Below are 19,875 nucleotides of genomic sequence, written 5' to 3' on the forward strand. Positions count from 1 at the left end.
AGTTTTACAGCACCGGACCTGCTTTAACCAGCGCGGCGCCCGCCGCGTTATCGGTATATTTCTCGAAGTTAGTGATAAAACGCTGCGCCAGATCGCGCGCCGCTTCCAGCCACTTCTCATTGCTCTCCCAGCTGCTACGCGGATCGAGCGTCGCGGCGTCAAGCTGACCCAGCGCTTTCGGCACCTGGAGATTGAACACCGGCAGCGTCTCGGTTTCGGCATCGTCCAGCTCGCCAGCCAGAATCGCGTTGATAATGGCGCGCGTATCCTTCAGTGAAATACGTTTACCGCTGCCGTTCCAGCCGGTATTGACCAGATAGGCCTGCGCGCCTGCCGCCTGCATACGCTTCACCAGCACTTCCGCATACTGCGTCGGGTGGAGCGTCAAAAACGCCGCGCCGAAACAGGCAGAGAAGGTAGGCGTCGGCGCAGTGACGCCGCGCTCGGTGCCAGCCAGCTTGGCGGTGAAGCCAGACAGGAAGTGGTACTGCGTCTGCTCAGGGGTCAGGCGCGACACCGGCGGCAATACGCCGAAGGCGTCGGCGGTCAGGAAGATCACTTTCTTCGCGTGGCCCGCTTTCGAGACCGGACGCACGATATTGTCGATATGGTCGATAGGATAGGAGACGCGGGTATTTTCCGTTTTGCTGTCGTCGTCATAATCGACGCTGCCATCTTCGCGCACCACGACGTTCTCCAGCAGCGCATTGCGACGGATGGCGCGGTAGATTTCCGGCTCGGCCTGCTCAGAGAGCTTAATGGTCTTGGCGTAGCAGCCGCCTTCGAAGTTGAACACGCCGTCGTCATCCCAGCCATGCTCGTCGTCGCCAATCAGCTGACGTTCCGGATCGGTGGAAAGGGTGGTCTTGCCGGTGCCGGAGAGGCCGAAGAACACCGCCACGTCGCCCGCTTTGCCGACGTTAGCCGAGCAGTGCATAGAGGCGATGCCGCGCAGCGGCAGCAGGTAGTTCATCACCGCAAACAGCCCTTTCTTCATCTCGCCGCCGTACCAGGTGCCGCCGATCAGCTGCATCCCTTCGGTAAGGTTGAACGCCACGAAGTTTTCTGAGTGCAGTCCCTGCGCCTGCCAGTTGGGGTTAGTGCACTTCGCCCCGTTCAGCACCACAAAATCGGGTTTAAAGTCTGCCAGCTCGCTTTCGCTCGGCTGAATAAACATGTTTTTGACGAAGTGCGCCTGCCAGGCCACTTCAGTCACGAAGCGCACGCTGAGGCGCGAATCGGGGTTGGCGCCGCAGAAGGCGTCGATAACGAACAGACGTTTACCCGAGAGCTGTTCGGTTACGCAGGCTTTTAGCTGCTGCCAGGTTTCCTGCGACAGCGGCTGGTTGTCGTTTTTGCCTGTTCCTTGATCGTTCCACCACAGCGTGTCGCGGGTGGTGTCATCGCGGACGATATATTTATCCTTTGGCGAGCGGCCGGTAAAAATGCCGGTATCGACCGCCACTGCGCCGCTTTGCGTCAGAGTGCCGCGCGCATAACCTTCCAGCTCGGGACGGAGTTCTTCGGTAAACAGCGTATCGAAATCGGGGTTGTGGACCACTTCGGTGTTGCCCTCGATGCCCAAAGCGGCAAGATCTTGCGAGGTCAGGCCGGTAACGCGCATGTGACTGCTCCTTAAATCGTTTTGGTACTGCACAGGCGAATAATTATTGGTGTCGCGCCATCCTCTCCGCGTGTTGCTGGGCGGATGCACGATCGCGCGCAGTGTACTCTTCTGAGCCTGTGGGAAAAGCGTTGTCCATCAGAAATGCGAACCAGGGCGCGTTAAGCAGCAAAAACAACCGCTTTTGAAACTAAAGTTAGCGTGAAAAGCTTATTTTACTTTGTAAATTAAGGGGATATAGCGGGGAGGAAAAAGGGCGGCAAAGCCGCCCAGGGATAAATCAGTGGATGCTGTCGCTGTTTTCGCCTTCTGCGCCGCCTTTGCGGATCGCCGCGATATCGACCGCGTCGTAGACGTAGTGCGTGCCGCAGTAGTCGCAGTGCATATCGACCTGACCATCCTCTTCGATAATCTCATCAACTTCATGCTGAGGCAGGGTTTTCAGCACTTCGCCGCAGCGCTCGCGCGAACAGGTACACTTAAAGCTCACCGTCTGCGGATCGAAGACGGTCGCTTCTTCCTGATGATAGAGACGCCACAGGACGTCGGTCGCCGGCAGATCGATCAGCTCTTCGCTCTTCACGGTTTCGGTCAGCGTCGCCAGGTGGTTGAAGTCTTCGGTCTGGGTATCCTGCGCCGGCAGAACCTGCAGCAGAATGCCCGCCGCCCCTTTTTCATTGGTGCGAATAAACAGGCGGGTTGGCAGCTGTTCAGAACGCATGAAATAGTCTTCCAGACAGGCCGCCAGCGTATCCCCTTCGAGGCCGACGACGCCCTGATAACGCTCGCCTTTCTCAGGCGAAATGGTGATTGCCAGATAGCCGGTACCGACCATGCTTTTCAGGGTACTGTCCGCCGGGATATCGCCCTTCACGCGCGCAACGCCGCGCAGTTCCTGGCGGTTATTGCCGTTGATGACCGCCAGCGACAGCGGACCATCGCCCTGCAGCTGCACCGTAATGTCGCCGTCAAATTTCAGCGTGGCGGTCAGCAGGCTGGTCGCCACCAGCAGTTCGCCCAGCAGCGTCTGCACCGGTGCCGGATAGTCATGGTTTTTGATGATTTCCTGCCAGGTGTGGCTGACATTCACCAGCTCGCCGCGTACGGCCACATTCTCAAACAGGTAACGATGCAGTTGATCTTGTACAGACATAAATTTTCTCTCGTTGGGGCTAAGCCTGGTCGTCGCCCGTTAATTTAAATTTCATCAAATCGCGGCGCTCTTTTTTATCGGGGCGGCGATCGGGATGCGGCATGGTGAGCGCGTTCATTTTGCGCGCCAGCGCCACCTTTTCCCGTTTTTCAATGCTGGCTGCGGTTTCGCTGTAGAGCTGCTGCGCCACTTCCGCTGGGCCGCGCTTATCGCTCAGCGCGGTAACGATCACGGTGCGCTCGTCGTTGCCCTGGCGCAGCGTCAGCTCCGCTTCCAGCTCGACCAGCTTGCTCGGCTTGCTGCGCTGACCGTTATAGTGGACTTTGCCGCCTTCGATCATATCGCGCGCCAGCGAGCGCGTTTTGTAGAAGCGCGCCGCCCAGAGCCATTTGTCGAGGCGCACGCCTTCGCTGTTCTTCTCTTTCATTGCTGCTCCCGTTTACGCCAGCGCGCTGCACAGGGTGCGATAATCGCGGACCGCCGCGTGACGCTGGAAGACCTGATCGGGACGCCCGGAGTCGGGGTTGCTGACGCCTAAACACCAGCCGATGCCCCAGCTTTTCGCCGCGTCGAGAATGGTCTCGTTGTCATCAATAAACAGCGTTCGCGGACGATCAAATCCGGTATGCTGCTCCACCGCCTGCCACAAGCGCGGGTCCTCTTTCGGATACCCAAAGGTATGGGTGGAAAGTAATAAATCAAGGTGCGGCGCAAGGCCGGTCTGCGCCAGTTTGATATCCAGATTGTACGGATGGGCGTTGGTCAGCAGAATGGTGCGTTTTCCTGCCCGACGTAGCGCCTGCAAAAACGGTACGGTATCTTCCCGCATCGTCGCCAGGCTACGTTTGGCAAACGTCATGGCGCGAATATCCAGCGCCAGCTCCGCTGCCCAGTAGTCCAGACAATACCAGTTTAGCGTATGCGCCACCGCCTGGTATTTTCCGGCGATCAGCGCCTCCGCTTCCGCAAGTGTAATGCCGCGCGTTTCGCTCAGCGTTAGCGGCACATGCTCCAGCCAAAAATGACGGTCAAACGCCAGGTCCAGCAGCGTGCCGTCCATATCGAGCAGTACGGTATCGATTTGCGCCCAGTTCAGCGTCATCAGGCAGGTTCTCCGGTCAAAAGAGGGCGACAGGGTAGCACAGAATGGGGCAGGAGAGGGCAGGGCGGCGCGCGGGACAGCAGCCGCGCCGCGGGCATCAGAACATTGAGCGCACGCTCTGCATGGTTGTGAGATTGTGATTAAAGCACTTGTCGTAATATTGCTGGATATTCGCCATGCGCTGGCGGTTGCGGTGGATGCGGCGCAGAGAGAGCAGCGCGTTAATCAGCGCGCAGGCCAGCAATACCACCAGCAGCAGCGTCGTGCCGAGATAGCGCCACATCGCCATCGCATCCGGTTCGTTGTGCAGCGCGATATGACGCGTGCCGTTGGCGTCTACCGACAGGCTGGTAATAATGCCGCTGGCGCTGAACGAAGTATGCAGCAGCATGCCGGAAAGACGCTGCAGCTCGCGCCACTGCGACGGCGCGTCCAGATCGAACAGCGACACCGTAGGCTGCGGCTGATTCACCAGCTGGCGGCCCTCGTCGCTGACGATCAGGAATCCGCCCGGCGGCGGGCTGTTAAGGTTTTCGGCCGCGCGGCGCGTCTCGCGGAAAAAGAAGCTGGAGGTGGCGGTATTAACCAGGTTTTCCAGCGCTTCGGCGCTTACCGGGCGCAGCAGCACGTTCATGCCGTTCAGCTGCCCTGAGTCGGCGCGACGCACCAGCGTATCCCAGTCTTTGGCGTTGCCGAGGTTCACCAGCGCGTTCTTCAGCCGCACGCAATCCTGCTGCTGGCTACAGAGATCCTGCGTTTTCAGCACCAGGTCGGCAAAATCGTCCAGCAGGATCATGCCCGACTTTTGAATCGCCGACGCGAGCTGCGGGTTAAGTTTGGGATCGGTATTGGTTTCCGGATGAAGCTGCCGCGTGGTGGCATCCAGCAGCGCCGAAGCTTTATCGATAATGTCGGACTGGGGTTGCGGCAGCGGCGAGGCGTTGTTCCAGTAGACCGCCGAACAGTCAAACGGCATATAAGCGTAGCTGCGGTTGCTCTGATAGTTATCGGGGACGGAACACATGCCGGTGCCGTTAACTTTTAAAATATCGCCAACGTGCAGCGACTGCGCCGCCAGCTTATCGACGTTGTTTACTTCCAGGCTCTCAGTGCCTTTTATCCAGGCCAGGCTGAGTTTGATTGGCATACTGAGCGGGATCCAGCTGATCAGCAGCGCCATTACCAGCAGCGAACCGCAGGCCAGCACCACGTTTTTACGCCAGCGCTGGATAGGGAAGTTACGCACTTCATCCTGAAGCGATAAAAAGCGCCCCTGACGCACCACATGGCGATTCAGATAAATTTCGACATCGGTGGTCTGGCCCAGATCGTGCGCGACATAGGGCAGCCAGTGCGGCGGATAGGCGAGATCGATAATGCCCAGCGTGATATTGCTCTGCTCCTGATTCGACTCGCCGAACAGCCCCCAGCGCTTGGGCGCGCCGCGCAGGCAGTGAATATCGCGCATGCGCTTTTGGGCGGGAATGTGGAACAGCGACCAGACGCTGGCACCGATCATGGCGCATCCCAGCAGCACCAGCCAGCCCATCAGAGCCGCGGGCACCAGCAGGCTGATAAAAAAGAGTAAAAAGGCGAAGGTAATGGTCACCGCTTCGCGCGTGCCGTCCGGGCGCGTCAGCTGATACTCTTCCAGCGTCTCTTTGCGCACCTGCAGCAGCTCGACGTTTTCGCTCTCTTCTTTGCGTATAGAGGCGTTGGTAGAGCCCGGACGCACCAGCGCCGGCAGCGAAGGCTGATCGCTGCCGTAATTCACCAGCGAGTGTCCGTTAAGCGAGATGACCAGCGGGATGGTCTGGGTGCGGATCAGCTCAACGTAGTTCTCATCGGTAATATATTGTTCCCAGTGCGGCGGCAGATGCACTTCCACTTCATCAAGATAGTAGCGCCACTTGTGCGGGTCGTCGGTTGAGAGGCCATAGCGAGTAATGGCGCGCGTAACAGGGTAGACGTTGTTGCTCTGGGCGGTGAGCGTCAGGTTGTCGAAGAGAGGATGTTTTTCACCGGGTACGGCGGGGCGCGACTGCTTCGCAAGCGAGGCGACGTATTTTTCGACCGCACGACGTTCATCGTCGGTGAGTTTGCGGCAGGGCGGACTGATAAATGGCAGTGGTTTCGCCAACGGCGGACGATGCCGCATAGCGTACCAAAAGCCGATACCTGCCAAACCTGAGCAGACCAGCACTATTACCAGGACAATAAGGATTGTGCTCATGTGTTGCTCAATTCAGCCAAAATCCTGCCTTCACTTTGGACTAATGCTCCCAGATAGAACTGTTATTTAAGACAATTTTGGCGGGAATAAACTATTCTGACAAGCTAAATGCCAGAGGAAATAACGCGCAAAATCATTAAATTAGAAGTTAATGCAGCATGCCTTGTCCGAATGTTAACCGTCAGAACCTGAATTAAATATCGGTCTTTTCTGAATTTTACCCTCTGACGTTGACTTATTGCAAAAGCGTTAACTGGCGCAACAATGCCCGTAAGCCCCTGATACGGCGTAGCGTTGGGCTGAGTGGCTAAACTCGCTGTCGCACAATCGCCTGTGGTCAGGTAAGCTAATTTTTTCCCGGCATCGCACGGCGTTGAAAGTCTGAGGCTGATATGAAGAATCCGTTAAAAAAACCCGACATTCTCAATGTGGAAACCGTGGCGCGTTCGCGGCTCTTCACCGTTGAGTCGGTCGATCTCGCTTTTAGCAACGGCGCGCGACGCGTGTATGAGCGAATGAAGCCGTCCGAGCGCGAGGCGGTAATGATTGTTCCGATTATCGATAATCAGGTCGTACTGATTCAGGAGTACGCGGTTGGGCTGGAAACCTATGAGCTGGGTTTTCCCAAGGGATTGATCGATCCGGGCGAAACGGTGTTTGAGGCGGCCAACCGCGAGCTGAAAGAGGAAGTGGGCTTCGGCGCGGAGAAGCTGGAGTTTCTCAGCAAGCTGACGATGGCGCCCTCTTACTTCTCCAGCAAGATGAATATCGTCGTGGCGGAAGGGCTCTATCCTGAACGGCTGGAGGGCGATGAGCCTGAGCCGCTGATTGAACATCGCTGGCCGCTGGATAACCTGCTGGCGCTGCTGCAGGAGCCAGATTTCCGCGAGGCGCGCAACGTCAGCGCGCTGTTCCTGGTGCGCGAATGGCTGGTGCAGCAGGGACGGCTGCGCTACTAACGATTATGGTAGCGACTGAATAAGACGGCCGGCTTTTAGCATTACAGACAGCTCATAACGTTCACCCGCACTAGCACATTGCTAGTAAAAAAAGGCCGACATCGCTGTCGGCCTTTTTGCTGGGTTTATCAGTATTTAGAACAGTTCGTGGCTCTCACCGTTATCCATAATGGTGGTGCCGACGTCATGCACCGAATATTCCGTCGGCTGGGTGCCGTTGATGAAATATTCCTGACGCGTATTGCCGCCGCCGTTGGCCAGCTTGCCGGTGCTGCGGTCGATAGTGACCGTAACGATGCCGTCCGGCGGCGTCAGAGGCTGCTCCGGCACGCCGTCCAGCGCGCTCTTCATATAGTCATCCCAGGCAGGCTGCGCGCTTTTCGCGCCGCCTTCGTAACCGGAAATCTGGTTTGGAATCGCGCCTGAGAGCGTGCTGCGGCCTAAGTCGCGGCGCGCGTCGTCAAAGCCGATCCATACCGAAGTCACTACGCCAGGGCCGTAACCAGAGAACCAGGCATCCTTCGAGCTATTAGTGGTACCGGTTTTGCCGCCAATATCGTTGCGTTTCAGGTCGCGCGACGCGCGCCAGCCGGTGCCCATCCAGCCCGGTTCGCCAAAGATATTGGAGTTAAGCGCGCTTTTGATCAAGAACGACAGCGGCGTGTTGATCACATGCGGGGCATACTGCTGCTCGCCCGATTGCGGCTGAGCGGGAACCTGCTCCAGCGCGGGCTGCGGCGCAGCCTGGTTCTGGTTTTGATCGGACGTCGCGACGTTTTCGACGCTCTCCTCGTTAAGCGCCAGCGCCTTGCGCGTTTCGCCGTAAATCACCGGTAAATTGCACTGCGGGCAGGCGATGCGCGGTTTCGCTTCGAAAACCGTTTCGCCTTGCTCGTTCTCAATCTTATTGATGAAGTAAGGGTCAACCAGGAAACCACCGTTCGCCATCACCGAGTAGCCGCGAGCCACCTGCATTGGCGTAAAGGAAGCTGCGCCCAGCGCCAGCGATTCGGTATGAACGATATTCTGCGCCGGGAAGCCGAAGCGCTGCAGATATTCCGCCGCGTAATCGACGCCCATCGCGCGCATAGCGCGTACCATCACAACGTTTTTCGACTGACCTAACCCCTGACGCAGACGAATCGGGCCATCATAGGTAGGCGGCGAGTTTTTCGGTCGCCAGTCGGCGCCCGCGCCGGCATCCCAGCGCGAAATCGGTACGTCGTTCAGAATGGAAGCGAGCGTCAGGCCGCGATCCATCGCCGCGGTATAGAGGAACGGCTTGATGTTGGAGCCGACCTGACGCAGCGCCTGGGTAGCGCGGTTAAACATGCTCTGATTAAAGTCGAATCCACCGACCAGCGCGCGTACCGCACCGGTTTGCGGATCGAGCGACACCAGCGCGGAGTTGACGTCCGGCACCTGCGCCAGCCACCAGTCGTTATCCACTTTACGCACCCAAATCTGCTGGCCCGTCTGTACGACCTGGGTCACGCTTCGCGGCGTTGGACCTTGTACGGTATCGGACTTAAACGCACGCGCCCAGCGCACGCCAGCGAGGCCCAGCGAGACGCTGGTGCCATCTTTCAGCATCGCGGTCGCTTCGTCACTGCTGGCCTGGGTTACTACGGCAGGCAACAGCGGGCCGTAAACCGGCAGCGGCTTCAGCGCTTTCAGGATCTGCTCCTGGCTCCAGGCGGGTTCGCCTACTTTCCACAACACGCTGGTCGGCCCACGGTAGCCGTGGCGCATATCATAGGCCAGCACGTTATTGCGCACCGCCTCCTGCGCCGCCTGCTGCAGGCGACGGGTCACGGTGGTATAGACCTTATAGCCGTCGTTGTAAGCGCCGTCGCCGTAGCGTTTCACCATCTCCTGACGCACCATTTCGCTCAGGTAGGGCGAAGAAAAGGCGATTTCCGGTCCGTGATAGCTCGCTTCCAGCGGCGTATTGCGCGCTTCATCGTACTGCTGCTGGGTGATATAGCGCTGATCCAGCATACGCGAGAGCACCACGTTGCGACGCGCCAGCGCGCGGCTGTGGGAGTAGAGCGGGTTAAAGGTCGAAGGCGCCTTCGGCAGGCCCGCGATCATCGCCATTTCGCTCAGCGAGAGCTGGTCCACCGGCTTGCCGAAATAGACCTGCGCAGCAGCGCCGACACCATAGGCGCGGTAGCCGAGGTAAATCTTGTTCAGATAGAGCTCAAGGATCTCATCTTTATTCAGCAGCTGCTCAATGCGAATGGCGAGAAACGCCTCCTTGATTTTACGCATCAGCGTGCGTTCAGGGCTGAGGAAGAAGTTACGCGCCAGCTGCTGCGTAATGGTACTCGCGCCCTGCGACGCATGGCCGGACACCAGCGCGATGCTGGCCGCCCGGAAAATGCCGACCGGATCTACGCCGTGATGTTCATAGAAACGGCTGTCTTCCGTCGCGATAAACGCTTTGATCAGCTCTGGCGGCATCTGCTGCAGCGTCAGCGGAATACGGCGTTTTTCGCCGTACTGGGCGATCAGTTCGCCATCCGCGCTGTACACCTGCATGGGCGTCTGCAGGCGCACATCTTTCAGCGTGTTAACGTCGGGTAACTGCGGCTCTATATATTTGTACAGACCATAAATCGAGCCAGCTCCCAGCAAGATGCAACACACTGCAAGGATTAATAAATACTTTACGAACTTCACCTGGAGTTTCCCATCTGTTGTCGTTTGGGCAGTTTATAAACAACCGCGCGGTAGTATAAAGGCAAGCCAGACGCTTTGATATGTCCTTTTACCCCTGTAGATAAGGAGATCGCGCGCATGGCTTTTCAGACATGGCAAGTCGGACTGGATATTCAGAATACGCAGCTCTGCGCTCTCGCTATACAGCGCCGACGCGGCGGCTGGCAACTGTGCCGCTGGTGGCAGCAAGGGCTGCCGCAAGATACGTTAAGAAACGGCGTGCTGCAATCTTCGCCTGAATTGCAGGCGGCGCTGCGCATGCTGCAACAGCAGCTGCCGCAGCGCTATTCGCTACGCGTCGGATTACCGACGCAGCTGGTACTGCAACGGTCGCTGGCTCTGCCGACGCAGCGTCTGCAGGAGCCTGCGCTGGAACGTTACGTGACGTCGGCGGCGCAGCGTCTCTTTCCTGTCGAGCCGGAAGCGCTGGCGCTGGATTATCGCGCCAGCGACGTGGATCGCCAGCTTTACGTAACGGCCGCGCGGCAGGCGGTGATCGCGCAGTGGCTGGCGCCGCTGCAGCAGAGCGCGCTTCGCCCCAGGGTTTTTGAACTGACGACGCATGCTCTGGCCCTGACGGCGCAGGCCGCTGGGCTGGCCGACGATGCCGCGCTGCTGCTCTGTCACGACGCGCAGTGGCTCTGGTATAGCCGCGCCAGCGAGGGCGTCGTCGGCAGCGCCAGCCTGGAAACAACCGCAGAAGAAGTCGCGCAGCGCTCTTTTCCTCAGGCCAGCACGCTATACGGCTGCGCGCCCTCCGATGTCGTTCTGCCCGCCGCATTTTTTCCTTTCTCGCCGTTCAGGCTGTTTACTTATCAGCAGCCACCGCTGCCGCAGCAGGAAGCGGCGTTCTGTATCGCCGCTGGTCTGGCGCTGCGCCCGGAGGACTGCTGATGATCGCGGTGAATTTACTGCCGTGGCGGCATGCGCGTCTGCGACGTCAGCGCCGCGCCGCCCTGGGCGTTGCCGCGACGCTGTTGCTGGCGCTGATGCTGGCCACAGCCCTACAGCTGTGGCATCTCGACCGCACCAGCCAGCAGCTAAGGAGCACGCAGAACGACGCGCACGACGCGCTGACGACGCTCGCCGGGCAACTCAGCCAGCGTCGCGATCTGCAGCAGCAGCTGGCTACGCAGCAGGCGCAGTGGCGGCACGCGCAGCGCCACGCTGATGAGCTGATGCGATGGCATCAGTTCTGGCAAGCGCTGCCCGCGCTGCTGCCCGATCAGCTCTGGCTGGAGCGCGTGGAAAAAGAGCCGGCGCGGCTGAGCGTAGAAGGGCGCTCGCTGGATATGGGGGCGATAGGCGAGCTGCGTCGACGGCTCGGCGAACAGACGCTGTTTGCGGCGGTAAAGCAGGGCGATGTAGCGCGTCAGCCGGACGGTTACTATCGCTTTGCGCTGCGCGCCCGGCTGGAGGAGTCCGGCGATGAATAGCGTGCTGGAGCGCTGGCTGCGCCTGCCGCTGCGCGCGCAGATCGCTATAGCGACGGCGTGCTTTGCCCTGGCGACGCTGGCGTTGTGGCTGCTGCTTGTGCGGCCGCAGCGGCTGGCGCAGCAGGAGCTGCGCGTTGACATCGCCAGGCTTGAACAGTCATACCAGCAGCAGCTGGCGCAGCTTAACGCGCTGCCTGCGGAGGCACTGCTGCGAGCGCAGCTGGCGGATATTGCAGACCACTCTGCCGCACTCCGCGCCGCGCCGCTTGAAGCGCTGCTGGCGGCGCGTGGGAATCAGCTGGAGGCGTGGCAGCCTGAGTCAGAGCCGCGCAGCTTAACGCTGCTGATGGCGTGGGAGCAGTTTCAGCCGCTGTTCGGCGATCTGGCGCGCACGGAGGTTCCTTTCCCCGCGCGCTTCTTGCTTGAGGCGCACCAGGGAAAAGTACGGGCGAGGCTCTGGCTGGAGAGCGACGATGCGCGCTAAATGGCTGCTCCTCTGGCTGAGCACAGCCAGTCTGTATGCCGCGCCGCGCGATCCGTTTCAGCCGCTGGCGAACAGCCTGTGCGTCGCGCCGACCGCCCTGACCGGCTGGCGGCTGCAGGGCGTGCTGGGGCGAGCGCCTGCCCTGCGTGCCTGGCTGGTTTCTCCCCAGGGCACCACCGTTAAGATCGCCCCGGTGGCCCCCCTTTCACTGTCGGGCTGGCAGCTGAGCGCCATCGCGCCTCGCAGCCTGACGCTAACGACAGGCAGCGGCTGCTCGCCACAGATGATTACTCTCTCCCTGAAAGGAAGCGCTTATGCTCAGGATGACACTTTTTCTGCTGGCGAGCCTCTGGCTGACGCCGACGCTGGCGAATGACGACGATAACGGCCAGCGGCTCAGCCTAAATTTTGATGACGCGCCGGTAGCCCGGATTCTGCAGGCGCTGGCGGATTATCAGCACCTTAATCTGTTAATCGCTCCTGGCGTGGAGGGAAAGCTCTCGCTGCGGCTTGATGACGTGCCCTGGAAGCAGGCGCTCTCGCTGGTGACGCGGCTGGCGGCGCTCACGGTAGTGGAGGAGGAGAACGTGCTGCTGGTCTATCCCGACAGCTGGCAACAGCAGCAAGAGCAAGAGCTGGCGGCCAGCACGCCGCCGCCGCTGGAGCTGCGCGCCGTGACGCTGCACTACGCTAACGCGGCAGAGGTCTATCGCAGCCTGCAGGGCGAGCGGCAGACGCTGCTGACGCCGCGCGGCAGCGTGACGCTGGATGCGCGCGCTAACGCCTTACTGCTGCGCGATACGCCCTCGGCGCTCAGTGAAGCTGAACGCTGGCTGCGGGCGCTTGATGTGCCGCTTGAGCAGGTTGAGCTGGCGGCGCATATCGTCACCATCAGCGAGGAGACGCTGCGCGAACTCGGCGTTAACTGGAATCTCCCTGCCAGCGCGGACGCGGTGACCGACGCGTTGCGTAATCCACGGCTGGCGATTCCGCTGGCGGCTGGCTCGCCGGGAATAACGGCGGGCGTCACGCTGGCGCGGGTCGGCGGTCGACTGCTTGATCTGGAGCTAAGCGCGCTGGAACAGGAAAATCAGGTCGAAATTATCGCCAGCCCGCGTCTGTTTACCTCGCACCAGCAGAAGGCGACGATCAAGCAGGGCAGCGAAATTCCCTATGAAGTTTCGGCGGGCAACAGCGGCGCGACTACTATTGAATTTAAAGAGGCGGTGCTGGGCATGGAAGTGACGCCTGACGTGCTGGGCAACGGGCGCATCCACCTGAAAATCCGCATCAGCCAGAACGTGCCGGGTCGAGCGATTCAGAACGGCGACAGCAGCATACTCTCCATTGATAAGCAGGAGATCGAAACGCAGGTCACGCTGAAAGATGGTGAAACCCTGGCGCTGGGCGGTATTTTTCAGCAGCAGCGAAGCCGCGGCGAAAATCGCGTGCCGGTGCTGGGCAATATCCCGCTGCTGGGGGCGCTGTTTCGTCATCAGACCGCGGAAAATAAAAAACGCGAGCTGGTAATCTTCATTACGCCGCGATTGGTCAGGGAAGCAGCGCTTACGGCCGGATAAACCGGAAAATGCGCTCCGTAGTGCCAACTGCGTTGACGCAGGACTGGAATTAGCATACAAGGTTTAGCGATTTTTAGAACGCTGTAACCGTCCCGACGGCGCGTATCCGTCAGGGTCAGATATCTCTCCTGAAGGCGGCGCGTAAAAAGCGCAGCGCTAATGCGCATCGTTTCGCATATCGCACACCGGTCCCGCAAGGGGAATGCCGGGCGCGATTTATTCGGTTGCCAAACGCCCTTGAGTGTTGAGATAATTTTTCGTCTGACTCTTGCTAACGCTCATGAGGTCTCAGTTCCTGTCCCGCCAGCGATATCGCTGAACGCGGGGTATCATCAACGAATTCTTAGTAATACCGACAAAATGGCAGAGAAACGCAATATCTTTCTGGTTGGGCCGATGGGTGCCGGCAAAAGCACTATTGGTCGTCAGTTAGCTCAGCAACTCAATATGGAATTTTTCGATTCCGATCAGGAAATTGAGCGACGTACCGGAGCGGATGTGGGCTGGGTATTTGACGTCGAGGGCGAAGCTGGATTTCGTGACCGCGAAGAAAAAATCATTAACGAGCTGACCGAGAAGCAGGGCATTGTCCTGGCGACCGGCGGCGGTTCCGTCAAATCTCGGGAAACACGCAATCGTCTCTCCGCCCGCGGTGTCGTGGTGTATCTTGAAACCACCATTGAGAAACAGCTGGCACGCACGCAGCGCGATAAAAAGCGCCCGCTGCTGCAGGTTGATTCGCCGCCGCGTGAAGTGCTTGAAGCGCTGGCGGGCGAGCGCAACCCGCTCTATGAAGAGATCGCGGATGTCACCATTCGTACTGACGATCAAAGTGCGAAAGTGGTGGCCAACCAGATTATCCACATGTTAGAAAAAAACTGATCTAATGCCGAAAGGCTCAGTAACAGGTATCGAGCATCATGGAGAAGATCACCGTCTCACTGGGAGAGCGTAGCTATCCCATCACCATTGCCGCCGGACTGTTCAAGGATCCGGCTTCTTTTTGGCCGCTGAAAGCGGGTGATAACGCGATGCTGGTCACCAACCAGACGCTGGAGCCGCTCTATCTTGAAAAGCTCTCGGCGCTGCTGACGGCTGCGGGCGTCAAAGTGGATCAGGTGATTCTACCCGACGGCGAGCAGTACAAAACGCTGGCTGTGATGGATGAGGTCTTTACCGCGTTACTACAAAAGCCGCACGGCCGCGACACCACGCTTATTGCGCTGGGGGGCGGCGTGATCGGCGATCTTACCGGCTTTGCGGCCGCCAGCTATCAGCGCGGCGTGCGCTTTATTCAGGTGCCCACCACGCTGCTGTCGCAGGTCGATTCATCGGTCGGCGGCAAAACGGCCGTTAACCACCCGTTAGGCAAAAACATGATCGGCGCCTTCTACCAGCCCGCATCGGTAGTGATCGATACTGACTGCCTGCGTACGCTGCCGCCGCGCGAGCTGGCTTCAGGCCTGGCGGAAGTGATCAAGTACGGCATTATTCTGGACGGCGATTTCTTTAGCTGGCTGGAGCAAAATCTCGATGCGCTGCTGGCGCTGGATGAACAGGCGACAGCCTGGTGCATTCGCCGCTGCTGTGAGCTTAAGGCAGAGGTCGTCGCGGCGGATGAGCATGAACATGGCCAGCGCGCGCTGCTGAATCTGGGGCACACCTTCGGCCACGCCATCGAGGCGCACATGGGCTACGGCAACTGGCTGCACGGCGAAGCCGTCGCGGCGGGCATGGTCATGGCGGCGCGTACGGCGCAGCGTCTGGGTCAGTTCAGCGAGGCCGACACGCAGCGCATCATCACGCTGTTGCAGCGCGCGGGCCTGCCGGTACACGGCCCGGAGAGCATGAAGGCGGAAGATTATCTGCCGCATATGCTGCGCGACAAAAAGGTGCTGGGCGGCGAGCTGCGGCTGGTGCTGCCGCTGGCGTTAGGCCGCTCCGAAGTGCGCGGCGGCGTGGCGCATGATATGGTGCTGGCTGCGATTAACGACTGTCAGAAACCCTGAATATAAGCAGTTAAGTGGTGACGCGGCGCGCGGGGTGCGTATGGCCGAATGCCGCTTTACGGAGGAGGCAAAATGGATGAGTTTAAACCGGAAGACGAGTTAAAACCTGACGCCAGCGACCGCCGTCCCTCGCGCCCGCGTAAGACGGCTTCTGCACCTAAAGTGCCGGTTTCGCGCCAGCATATGATGATGGGCATCGGCATTCTGGTGTTGCTGCTGCTGGTGCTTGGCATTGGATCGGCGCTGAAAGGCCCCGATGAGAGCAAACCGGCCGCAGGCAACGGCGCGAATAACGCACCGGCGTCCTCCGGCAGCAACGGCGGCGAAAAGAGTATCGATCTTTCCGGCTCGACCACCATGAGCGGCGGCCAGACGGCGCCGACGGAAGGCGCAGCCACAGGCAACGCGCCAACCGATGGCAGCGCGCCAGCCAGTAGCAGCGCGCCGCGCGACATCTCTATGCCGCCGGTCTCCTCTACGCCGACTCAGGCAGCGCCAGTGGAGGCGCCCGCCAGTCAGCAGCGCGTCACCTTGCCTGGCGACCTCAACAGCGCGCTGAGCAATCAGCAGCAGCAGGTTGATAACGCCGCACAGGGCGGCAGCTCGCTGCCGACTGCACCGGCGACCGTCAGCGGTAGCGCTGGCAACAGCATTAGCGCGCCTGCGGCGACGCGTCCGACCACGCCGCGCCCTGCAGCGCAGCCGCATGTCTCACGCGAACCGGCGCATAAATCCGCCGCTGCCAGCCGCCCGGCGGTTAGCGAAAGCCGCACCCATACCACGCCAGCGCGTCCTGCCCTTAGCGGCACGACAAGCGGCAACGGCGCGGCATCCAGCAGCAGCGCAACAGCCAGCAGCAGCGCAGCAGGCAAGTCGGTGCCGGGCGGCAACTATACGCTACAGCTGAGCGGCGCTTCGCGCGCAGAAAGCCTGAACGCCTGGGCGAAGAAACAAAATCTCAGCGGCTATCACGTCTACAAAACCACCCGCAACGGCCAGCCGTGGTACGTGCTGGTGAGCGGATCTTACGCGACCTCGGCGGACGCCCGACGCGCCGTCGCCTCGCTGCCCGCTGAAGTACGCGCGCAAAATCCCTGGGTGAAGCCCGTGAGCCAGGTTAAAAAAGAAGCCAGCCAGTAAACCATGTGGGGCCGGTTAATCCGGCCCCGTTGATAAGCGCCGTTCTGCTGTCGGTCCGCCACAGCTCCACAATAAGATGTATAACCACGACAGCATGAAGAAAAATCGCGCTTTCCTGAAATGGGCAGGAGGCAAATACCCTCTGATGGAGGATATCCGTCGCCATCTGCCGCAAGGCGACTGCCTGATTGAGCCATTTGTCGGCGCGGGTTCGGTGTTTCTCAACACCGACTATGAGCGCTACCATCTGGCGGATATCAACAGCGACCTGATTAACCTCTATAACATCGTTAAAGACCGCAGCGCGGCGTTTATCGAGGATGCGCGTCGGCTCTTCTCGCCGGAAGGCAATACGTCGGAGTGCTATTACCTGCGCCGCACCGCCTTTAACGCCAGCCGCGACGCCTATGAGCGCGCGCTGCTGTTTCTCTATCTTAACCGCCACGGTTACAACGGCTTATGTCGCTATAATCTGCGCGGCGAGTTCAACGTGCCCTTTGGCCGCTACCGCAAGCCCTATTTTCCTGAGGCTGAACTGCTATGGTTTGCTGAGCGGGCGCAAAAGGCGACCTTTGTCTGCGAATCGTACGATGTTACCCTGACTAACGCGCAGGCGGGTTCGGTGGTCTATTGCGATCCGCCCTATGCGCCGCTGTCGGCAACGGCCAATTTTACGGCCTACCACACCAACAGCTTTAGCCTGCGGGAGCAGCAGCATCTTGCGGAGCTGGCGTCGCGGCTGGCGCTGGAGAGCCGCATACCGGTTCTGATCTCTAATCACGATACCGCGCTGACGCGTCTCTGGTATCAGGATGCAGTCTTACATGTGGTTAAAGCTCGGCGTTCTATCAGTCGGAGCATAACGGGTCGCACACAGGTCGACGAACTGCTGGCACTTTACTGCTAGTCTGTTTCGTCCGCGACCAGGCATTACGTTAGCCGCAAGGCTGGCGCACAACATTGGGAGAATCGGATGAAACAATATTTGCTGGCCCCTTCAATCCTCTCGGCGGATTTTGCCCGCCTTGGTGAAGATACCGCAAAAGCGTTAGCCGCTGGCGGCGACGTGGTGCATTTCGACGTGATGGACAACCACTATGTTCCCAATCTGACGATGGGGCCGATGGTGCTGAAAGCGCTGCGCGACTACGGCATTACCGCGCCGATAGACGTGCATCTGATGGTTAAGCCGGTCGATGCGCTGATTCCGGAGTTCGCCAAAGCAGGCGCCAGCTATATCACTTTTCATCCCGAAGCGAGCGAACACGTTGACCGCACGCTGCAGCTGATTAAAGAACACGGCTGCAAAGCAGGCATGGTATTTAACCCCGCGACGCCGCTGAGCTATCTCGATTACGTGATGGATAAGCTCGACGTGATCCTGATTATGTCAGTCAATCCTGGCTTCGGCGGCCAGTCCTTTATTCCCGGTACGCTGGATAAGCTGCGTGAAGCGCGCAGGCGCATCGATCACGGCGGCTACAATATTCGGCTGGAAGTGGACGGCGGCGTAAAAATTGACAACATCGCGCAGATCGCCGCGGCAGGGGCGGATATGTTCGTTGCCGGTTCGGCGATTTTCGGCCATCCCGACTACAAGAAAGTGATTGATGAAATGCGGCACGAACTGGAGAAGGTTAATGGCTCATTTCACTGATATCCGCGCGCTGGCGTTCGATCTTGACGGTACGCTGGTGCACAGCGCGCCAGGGCTGGCGCAGGCTATCGACCACGCGCTGGCGGATTTACAGCTGCCGCCCGCGGGCGTAGAGCGCGCCTCTACCTGGATCGGCAACGGCGCGGATGTGATGATGTCGCGCGCGCTGACCTGGGCGCTGGGCCGCGCGCCGCAGCCCGATGAGCAGCGCGACGCGCGCGCGCTGTTCGACAAACATTACGCCAGTACGGTGGAGGCGGGCAGCACGCTCTTTCCGCAGGTAAGAGAGACGCTGCTGGCGCTGCATGCCAAAGGCTTGCCGATGGCGATCGTCACCAATAAGCCGACGCCTTTCGTCGCGCCGCTGCTGGCGTCGCTGGGCATCGCCGAAGCCTTTACGCTGATCATCGGCGGCGATGACGTGATCGTAAAGAAACCGCACCCGGCCGCGATTTTCCTGGTGCTGGGCCGCTTCGGCGTGCTGCCGAATCAGCTTTTGTTCGTCGGCGATTCACGCAACGATATTCAGGCGGCCCAGGCCGCTGGGGTGCCGAACGTCGCCATGACCTATGGCTATAACTACGGCGAGCCGATTTCCGGCAGCAACCCTGACTTGACTCTCGACTCTTTTGATGAACTTTTGCCCCTTCTCGGGCTGCACTAATCAGGACACAAGTATGAGCAAACCCATTGTTTTCAGCGGCGCACAGCCGTCCGGCGAACTTACCATTGGCAACTATATGGGTGCGCTGCGTCAGTGGGTGCAGATGCAGGACGATTTCCACTGCATTTACTGCATCGTCGATCTGCACGCTATCACCGTTCGTCAGGATCCGACGGCGCTGCGCAAGGCGACGCTGGACACGCTGGCGCTCTATCTCGCCTGCGGCATCGATCCCAGCAAGAGCACCATTTTCGTGCAGTCGCACGTACCGGAGCACGCTCAGCTGAGCTGGGTGCTGAACTGTTACGCCTATTTCGGCGAGCTGAGCCGCATGACTCAGTTCAAGGATAAATCGGCTCGCTACGAAGAGAACATTAACGCGGGTCTGTTTGATTACCCGGTGCTGATGGCGGCGGATATCCTGCTTTATCAGACCAATCAGGTGCCGGTAGGCGAAGACCAGAAGCAGCACCTTGAGCTGAGCCGCGATATCGCACAGCGCTTTAACGCCATCTACGGCGATATTTTCCGCGTGCCTGAGCCTTTTATCCCGAAATCTGGCGCGCGCGTAATGTCGCTGCTGGAGCCGACCCGTAAGATGTCCAAATCGGACGATAACCGCAATAACGTTATCGGCCTGCTGGAAGATCCGAAGTCGGTGGTGAAGAAAATCAAACGCGCCGTTACCGACTCCGAAGAGCCGCCAGTGGTGCGTTACGACGTCAAGGAGAAGGCCGGGGTGTCGAACCTGCTGGATATCTTGTCGGGCGTGACCGGCAAAACTATTGCCGAGCTGGAAGCGGAGTTCGAAGGCAAGATGTATGGCCACCTGAAGGGCGCCGTGGCGGATGCGGTATCGGGCATGCTCTCTGAGCTGCAGGAGCGTTACAACCGCTACCGCAACGATGAAGCCTTCCTGGAGCAAGTGATGCGCGACGGCGCGCAGAAAGCGCGTGCGCGTGCACAGGAGACGCTGAAGAAGGTCTACGAAGCGATCGGCTTTGTTGCTGCGCCCTGAGACCATAAAAAAATACAAGGACGGCAATTACGCCGTCCTTTCAGAACGCAGGACAAACCCTTTCGCCTGCGTCAGTATCCTGCGCAAAACTT

19 protein-coding genes are annotated in these 19,875 nt (G+C 59.5%); 13 read left to right on the forward strand and 6 right to left on the reverse strand.

The features are described 5' to 3' along the window. Window positions 1–4: 4 nt before the first annotated feature. The 5 genes from pckA to MHZ89_RS17685 all read right to left on the reverse strand — a co-directional run bounded on the left by pckA (window position 5) and on the right by MHZ89_RS17685 (window position 6,112). Window positions 5–1,624 (reverse strand): phosphoenolpyruvate carboxykinase (ATP), encoded by a 1,620-nt coding sequence (pckA, locus tag MHZ89_RS17665; protein ID WP_311784089.1) that lies wholly within the window; start codon window positions 1,622–1,624, stop codon window positions 5–7. Between the two features lie 280 nt (window positions 1,625–1,904). Then, window positions 1,905–2,777 carry an Hsp33 family molecular chaperone HslO gene (hslO, locus tag MHZ89_RS17670; RefSeq protein ID WP_311784090.1) on the reverse strand — a complete coding sequence of 291 codons (873 nt, stop codon included), beginning with the start codon at window positions 2,775–2,777 and terminating at the stop codon, window positions 1,905–1,907. Window positions 2,778–2,796: 19 nt separating this feature from the next. Continuing rightward, on the reverse strand, window positions 2,797–3,204 hold the full coding sequence (gene hslR / locus MHZ89_RS17675; protein ID WP_311784091.1) for a ribosome-associated heat shock protein Hsp15: 408 nt from the start codon (window positions 3,202–3,204) through the stop codon (window positions 2,797–2,799). A 12-nt stretch (window positions 3,205–3,216) separates the two neighbouring features. Beyond that, window positions 3,217–3,879: a GMP/IMP nucleotidase gene (yrfG, locus tag MHZ89_RS17680; protein ID WP_311784092.1), complete on the reverse strand. Its 663-nt coding sequence runs from the start codon at window positions 3,877–3,879 to the stop codon at window positions 3,217–3,219. A 97-nt stretch (window positions 3,880–3,976) separates the two neighbouring features. Next, entirely contained in the window at window positions 3,977–6,112 is a 2,136-nt protein-coding gene (locus MHZ89_RS17685; protein ID WP_311784093.1) for an intracellular growth attenuator family protein, read from the reverse strand. A 392-nt stretch (window positions 6,113–6,504) separates the two neighbouring features. On the opposite strand from MHZ89_RS17685, the gene nudE reads away from it, so the two are divergent. Next, on the forward strand, window positions 6,505–7,071 hold the full coding sequence (gene nudE / locus MHZ89_RS17690; RefSeq protein ID WP_311784094.1) for an ADP compounds hydrolase NudE: 567 nt from the start codon (window positions 6,505–6,507) through the stop codon (window positions 7,069–7,071). 135 nt (window positions 7,072–7,206) lie between these two features. On the opposite strand, the gene mrcA is transcribed toward nudE, so the two are convergent. After that, window positions 7,207–9,756, reverse strand: coding sequence for a peptidoglycan glycosyltransferase/peptidoglycan DD-transpeptidase MrcA (gene mrcA, locus MHZ89_RS17695; protein ID WP_311784095.1), 2,550 nt, complete (start codon window positions 9,754–9,756; stop codon window positions 7,207–7,209). 117 nt (window positions 9,757–9,873) lie between these two features. Between mrcA and pilM the strand changes: the two genes are divergently transcribed. The 12 genes from pilM to trpS all read left to right on the forward strand — a co-directional run bounded on the left by pilM (window position 9,874) and on the right by trpS (window position 19,783). After that, entirely contained in the window at window positions 9,874–10,689 is an 816-nt protein-coding gene (gene pilM / locus MHZ89_RS17700) for a pilus assembly protein PilM (protein ID WP_311784096.1), read from the forward strand. Beyond that, complete coding sequence (locus tag MHZ89_RS17705) at window positions 10,689–11,231, forward strand: PilN domain-containing protein (RefSeq protein ID WP_311784097.1); 543 nt, start codon at window positions 10,689–10,691, stop codon at window positions 11,229–11,231. Before pilM ends, MHZ89_RS17705 begins: the two co-directional genes overlap by 1 nt. Beyond that, a complete protein-coding gene (locus MHZ89_RS17710; RefSeq protein WP_311784098.1) occupies window positions 11,224–11,715 on the forward strand; it encodes a hypothetical protein in 492 nt (163 codons plus the stop codon). Before MHZ89_RS17705 ends, MHZ89_RS17710 begins: the two co-directional genes overlap by 8 nt. After that, the gene (locus tag MHZ89_RS17715) at window positions 11,705–12,091 is read left to right on the forward strand and encodes a HofP DNA utilization family protein (RefSeq protein ID WP_311784099.1); all 387 of its coding nucleotides are present in this window, start codon (window positions 11,705–11,707) and stop codon (window positions 12,089–12,091) included. Before MHZ89_RS17710 ends, MHZ89_RS17715 begins: the two co-directional genes overlap by 11 nt. Further along, entirely contained in the window at window positions 12,030–13,295 is a 1,266-nt protein-coding gene (hofQ, locus tag MHZ89_RS17720; RefSeq protein ID WP_311784100.1) for a DNA uptake porin HofQ, read from the forward strand. Before MHZ89_RS17715 ends, hofQ begins: the two co-directional genes overlap by 62 nt. Window positions 13,296–13,655: 360 nt before the next feature. Then, a complete protein-coding gene (gene aroK / locus MHZ89_RS17725; RefSeq protein WP_033753090.1) occupies window positions 13,656–14,177 on the forward strand; it encodes a shikimate kinase AroK in 522 nt (173 codons plus the stop codon). Window positions 14,178–14,215: 38 nt separating this feature from the next. Continuing rightward, a complete protein-coding gene (aroB, locus tag MHZ89_RS17730; RefSeq protein ID WP_269949774.1) occupies window positions 14,216–15,304 on the forward strand; it encodes a 3-dehydroquinate synthase in 1,089 nt (362 codons plus the stop codon). Window positions 15,305–15,376: 72 nt separating this feature from the next. Next, window positions 15,377–16,444 (forward strand): SPOR domain-containing protein, encoded by a 1,068-nt coding sequence (locus MHZ89_RS17735; RefSeq protein WP_311784101.1) that lies wholly within the window; start codon window positions 15,377–15,379, stop codon window positions 16,442–16,444. Between the two features lie 94 nt (window positions 16,445–16,538). Further along, window positions 16,539–17,351: an adenine-specific DNA-methyltransferase gene (gene dam / locus MHZ89_RS17740; RefSeq protein ID WP_311784102.1), complete on the forward strand. Its 813-nt coding sequence runs from the start codon at window positions 16,539–16,541 to the stop codon at window positions 17,349–17,351. A gap of 66 nt (window positions 17,352–17,417) precedes the next feature. After that, the gene (gene rpe, locus MHZ89_RS17745) at window positions 17,418–18,101 is read left to right on the forward strand and encodes a ribulose-phosphate 3-epimerase (RefSeq protein ID WP_126689796.1); all 684 of its coding nucleotides are present in this window, start codon (window positions 17,418–17,420) and stop codon (window positions 18,099–18,101) included. Further along, window positions 18,085–18,765 (forward strand): phosphoglycolate phosphatase, encoded by a 681-nt coding sequence (locus MHZ89_RS17750; RefSeq protein ID WP_120457298.1) that lies wholly within the window; start codon window positions 18,085–18,087, stop codon window positions 18,763–18,765. Before rpe ends, MHZ89_RS17750 begins: the two co-directional genes overlap by 17 nt. 13 nt (window positions 18,766–18,778) lie before the next feature. Beyond that, window positions 18,779–19,783, forward strand: a complete 1,005-nt coding sequence (gene trpS / locus MHZ89_RS17755; RefSeq protein WP_269949776.1) for a tryptophan--tRNA ligase — start codon at window positions 18,779–18,781, stop codon at window positions 19,781–19,783. Window positions 19,784–19,875: the final 92 nt, after the last annotated feature.

Origin of the sequence: Pantoea sp. ACRSB, assembly GCF_022346905.1 — a bacterium.
In the GTDB taxonomy this organism is placed as follows: domain Bacteria; phylum Pseudomonadota; class Gammaproteobacteria; order Enterobacterales; family Enterobacteriaceae; genus Pantoea; species Pantoea piersonii.